Source organism: Azospirillum sp. B506 (assembly GCF_000333595.1).
In the GTDB taxonomy this organism is placed as follows: domain Bacteria; phylum Pseudomonadota; class Alphaproteobacteria; order Azospirillales; family Azospirillaceae; genus Azospirillum.
In genome coordinates this window covers 1-2907 of sequence record NZ_BADK01000214.1, presented here as the reverse complement: position 1 = coordinate 2907, position 2907 = coordinate 1, and the positions used below count along the sequence as shown (strand labels likewise).

At 67.3% G+C, this 2907-nt stretch carries 3 protein-coding genes and 1 pseudogene; 3 read left to right on the top strand and 1 reads right to left on the bottom strand.

Annotated elements, in window-relative coordinates:
• Positions 1-207: pseudogene (locus tag I71_RS07115) on the bottom strand (alkaline phosphatase); the annotation flags it as partial.
• Between I71_RS07115 and I71_RS07110 the strand changes: the two are divergent.
• From I71_RS07110 to I71_RS34840, 3 genes are all read left to right on the top strand, one after another.
• Positions 191-916 carry a TonB-dependent siderophore receptor gene (locus tag I71_RS07110; RefSeq protein ID WP_159107356.1) on the top strand — a complete coding sequence of 242 codons (726 nt, stop codon included), beginning with the start codon at positions 191-193 and terminating at the stop codon, positions 914-916. The pseudogene I71_RS07115 and the gene I71_RS07110 sit on opposite strands and share 17 nt — an antisense overlap.
• A 174-nt stretch (positions 917-1090) precedes the next feature.
• A complete protein-coding gene (locus I71_RS07105) occupies positions 1091-1909 on the top strand; it encodes a polysaccharide deacetylase family protein (protein WP_042693082.1) in 819 nt (272 codons plus the stop codon).
• 126 nt (positions 1910-2035) lie between these two features.
• Positions 2036-2719, top strand: coding sequence for an MlaA family lipoprotein (locus tag I71_RS34840; protein ID WP_244433688.1), 684 nt, complete (start codon positions 2036-2038; stop codon positions 2717-2719).
• Positions 2720-2907 lie beyond the last annotated feature (188 nt).

Below are 2907 nucleotides of genomic sequence, written 5' to 3'. Positions count from 1 at the left end.
GTACTCGAACTGGACGACGGCGAACAGGGTGTTGCCGGTGACGCCGGCCACCTTGGCGCCGGCGACCGGGGCCAGCATGTTGCAGCCGTCCGGGCAGTCGGAGAAGAACTGCGTCGGGGTCGCCAGCGAGCCGTCGAGGATCGGCTTGCCGTTGATGTCGACATAGCCGCCGGCCATGATGGTGCCGCCCTTGCCGTCCGGCACCATGTCGCCGGTGATGTCGACCTATGCGCTCTACACCAGCGTGACGCAGATGTACCAGCCGCAATCCCTCGTGGATGCGTCGGGCAAGGTGCTGGAACCGCTGAAGGGGCGGCAGTATGAAGCCGGCGTCAAGGCCGACTACTTCGGCGGACGCCTGCACGCCACCGCGTCGGTCTTCCACATCGAGGAGGAGAACCGGGCGCAGTCCGATCCGCGCTTCCCCAACCAGTCGATCTACATCTCCGGCGGCAAGGCGCGGAGCCGCGGTTTCGAACTGGATGTCTCCGGCGAGATCCTGCCGGGCTGGGACGCCTATGCCGGCTACACCTTCACCCGTGCCAAGAGCCTGGACAGCAGCGCCAACTCCGCCAGCGCCTTCACCGCCATCGCGCCGATGCACCAGATCAAGCTGTGGACCAACTACCGCCTGCCTGAGAGCATCGACGACCGGCTGAGCGTCGGCGGTGGCGTGACCGCCCAGACCTCGATGTACAACGAGTTCCCGTCGCTGAATTATGCCCGTCTGACCCAGGGCGGCTATGCGACGGTGGACGCCCGTGTCGCCTATGACGTGACCGAGAAGGTCACGGCCGCGGTCAATGTCAAGAACCTGTTCGACCGCACCTACTACCAACGCATCAACAATGTGCAGTCGGGCAACATCTATGGCGAGCCGCGCACCGTGCTTCTGACCCTGCGGGCGAAGCTGTAAGAGCGGGGCCGCGGGGGAGGGGGCAGCCGGCCTCCATCCCCCGCAGATCCGCAATAAATCCCTTGTCCATCGCTGCGGGTGGGCGCAAAGCTCGGGCATCGGCCGCGCCTACCCCAATCGATGGGTGGGAGCGGCTCCGACCTTTTTCCCTGACCTTTTCCAAGTGCCACCGCGATGATGACCCCGTTTCGTCGTTCCGTCCTGTCCGTGGGGCTGGCGGCCGCCCTGTTCGCCCTGCCGGTGTCCGCCCCGCTCGATTCCGCCATGGCGGGCCAGCGCAGCTATGCCGCGACCCATGGAGCGGCGCCCTTCGTGACGCAGCATCTGATCCCCGGATCGAACCTCGACCTCGCCCAGGTGGATTTGACGCTGCCGGGAGCGAAGGTGGTGGCGCTGACCATCGACGACGGGCCGGACGGGCATGACCCGCATATCCTCGACATCCTGCGCGCGCATGGGGCGAAGGCGACCTTCTTCTACATCGGCGCCAAGATCCCCGAGCATCACGACATCGCCAAGCTGGTGGCGGCGTCCGGCAACGAGGTCGGCAGCCACACCCAGACCCACCCGATGACCACCGACCTGAAGCCGGCCGAGCGCGAGTGGAATCTCGCTCAGGCGGAAAAGGCGCTGGCCTCGGTCGGCGTCATGGCGACATGGTTCCGGCCGCCCTATGGCGATGTCGACGATGCGCTGGCGGCGCTGGCGCGACACCATGGCATGGCGACGGTGCTGTGGACCGCCGACAGCCAGGACTGGAAGGACACCGGTCCCGACATCATCCGCCGCCGCATCGTCGAGCGGCTGGTCCCCGGTGCGGTCGTGCTGATGCACAGCACCAAGGCGGCGACCGTCGCGGCCCTGCCGGCGATCCTGGAGGAGGGGCAGAAGCGCGGCCTGCGCTTCGTCACCATGACCGAATGGGAAGCGGCGATGCGGCAGTCGGTGACGCCGGAACTGGCGCTGCTGCATCCGGCGCCGCGTCGGCGGTAATCGGTCCGCAAGCTGGATTTGCCCTGATTTGCCGGCCGCATCCGGCGGCATGTAGAATTGGATCGGCGAGGGCCGTGAAAACAGCGGGAGGGCGGCATGGCGGTAAGGATTGCGACAGGCTTGGTCATGGCCCTGGCGGTAGGGTGCGCCCCGGTCTCCGCCTCCGCCGCGGATCCCCTGGAATCGTTCAACCGGGCCATGTTCGCGGTCAACAAGGGGCTGGTCGATTGGGTCGTCAATCCGGCCGTCGATCACATCGGGCCATGGGTGCCCGCCCCGGTTGCGGCCGGCCTGTCGAATGCCTATGCGAACCTGACCGAGATCGAGATGGTCCTCGACAACGGATTGCAGGGCAAGGCGGGCGGTGCCGCCGCCTCGGCGGCGCGCTTCGGGATCAATTCGACACTCGGCGTCGGCGGCCTGTTCGATGTCGCCACACCGCTCGGTCTGGAGCGCCGGGAGGAGAATTTCGGCACGTCGCTCTGCAAGACCGGCCTCACGCCCGGCTCATACCTCGTGCTGCCGTTCGTCGGCTCCACCAACACGGTGGCGGCGGTGGCGCTGACGGCGGGCATCGCCGTGGAGGTCTATGCGCTCAGCTTCATCTCGACGACGCTGGCGGCCGCCGATTTCGTGGTGATCGACCTGGGCGGCTCGGCGTCGGCCCTGCGGCACGCCAGGAACATTCCGGCGGCGGGCGAAGACCTCTACGCCGTCCAGCGCGATGAATACCGGCAGTACATCGAGACGGGATGCGGTCCGTCCCGCCCGGCCCCTCCGGCCCCTCCGGCAATGCGGGCTGAGCTGTAGGAGACAGCACAAGGCTGTGCGCCAAGGGATGCAAGGATGTCCCATCGGCAGCGACGCCCCGCCGGTGTAGGATGGCGCGGAGCAGCGCCGGTCCCGCAAGGCCGCTGCCGGGAAACACCGCCATGCCCGCCATACCCATCGAACCTTTCACCCTGGTCCTCTCCCTGCTTCAGCAGATGTGCGTCTAT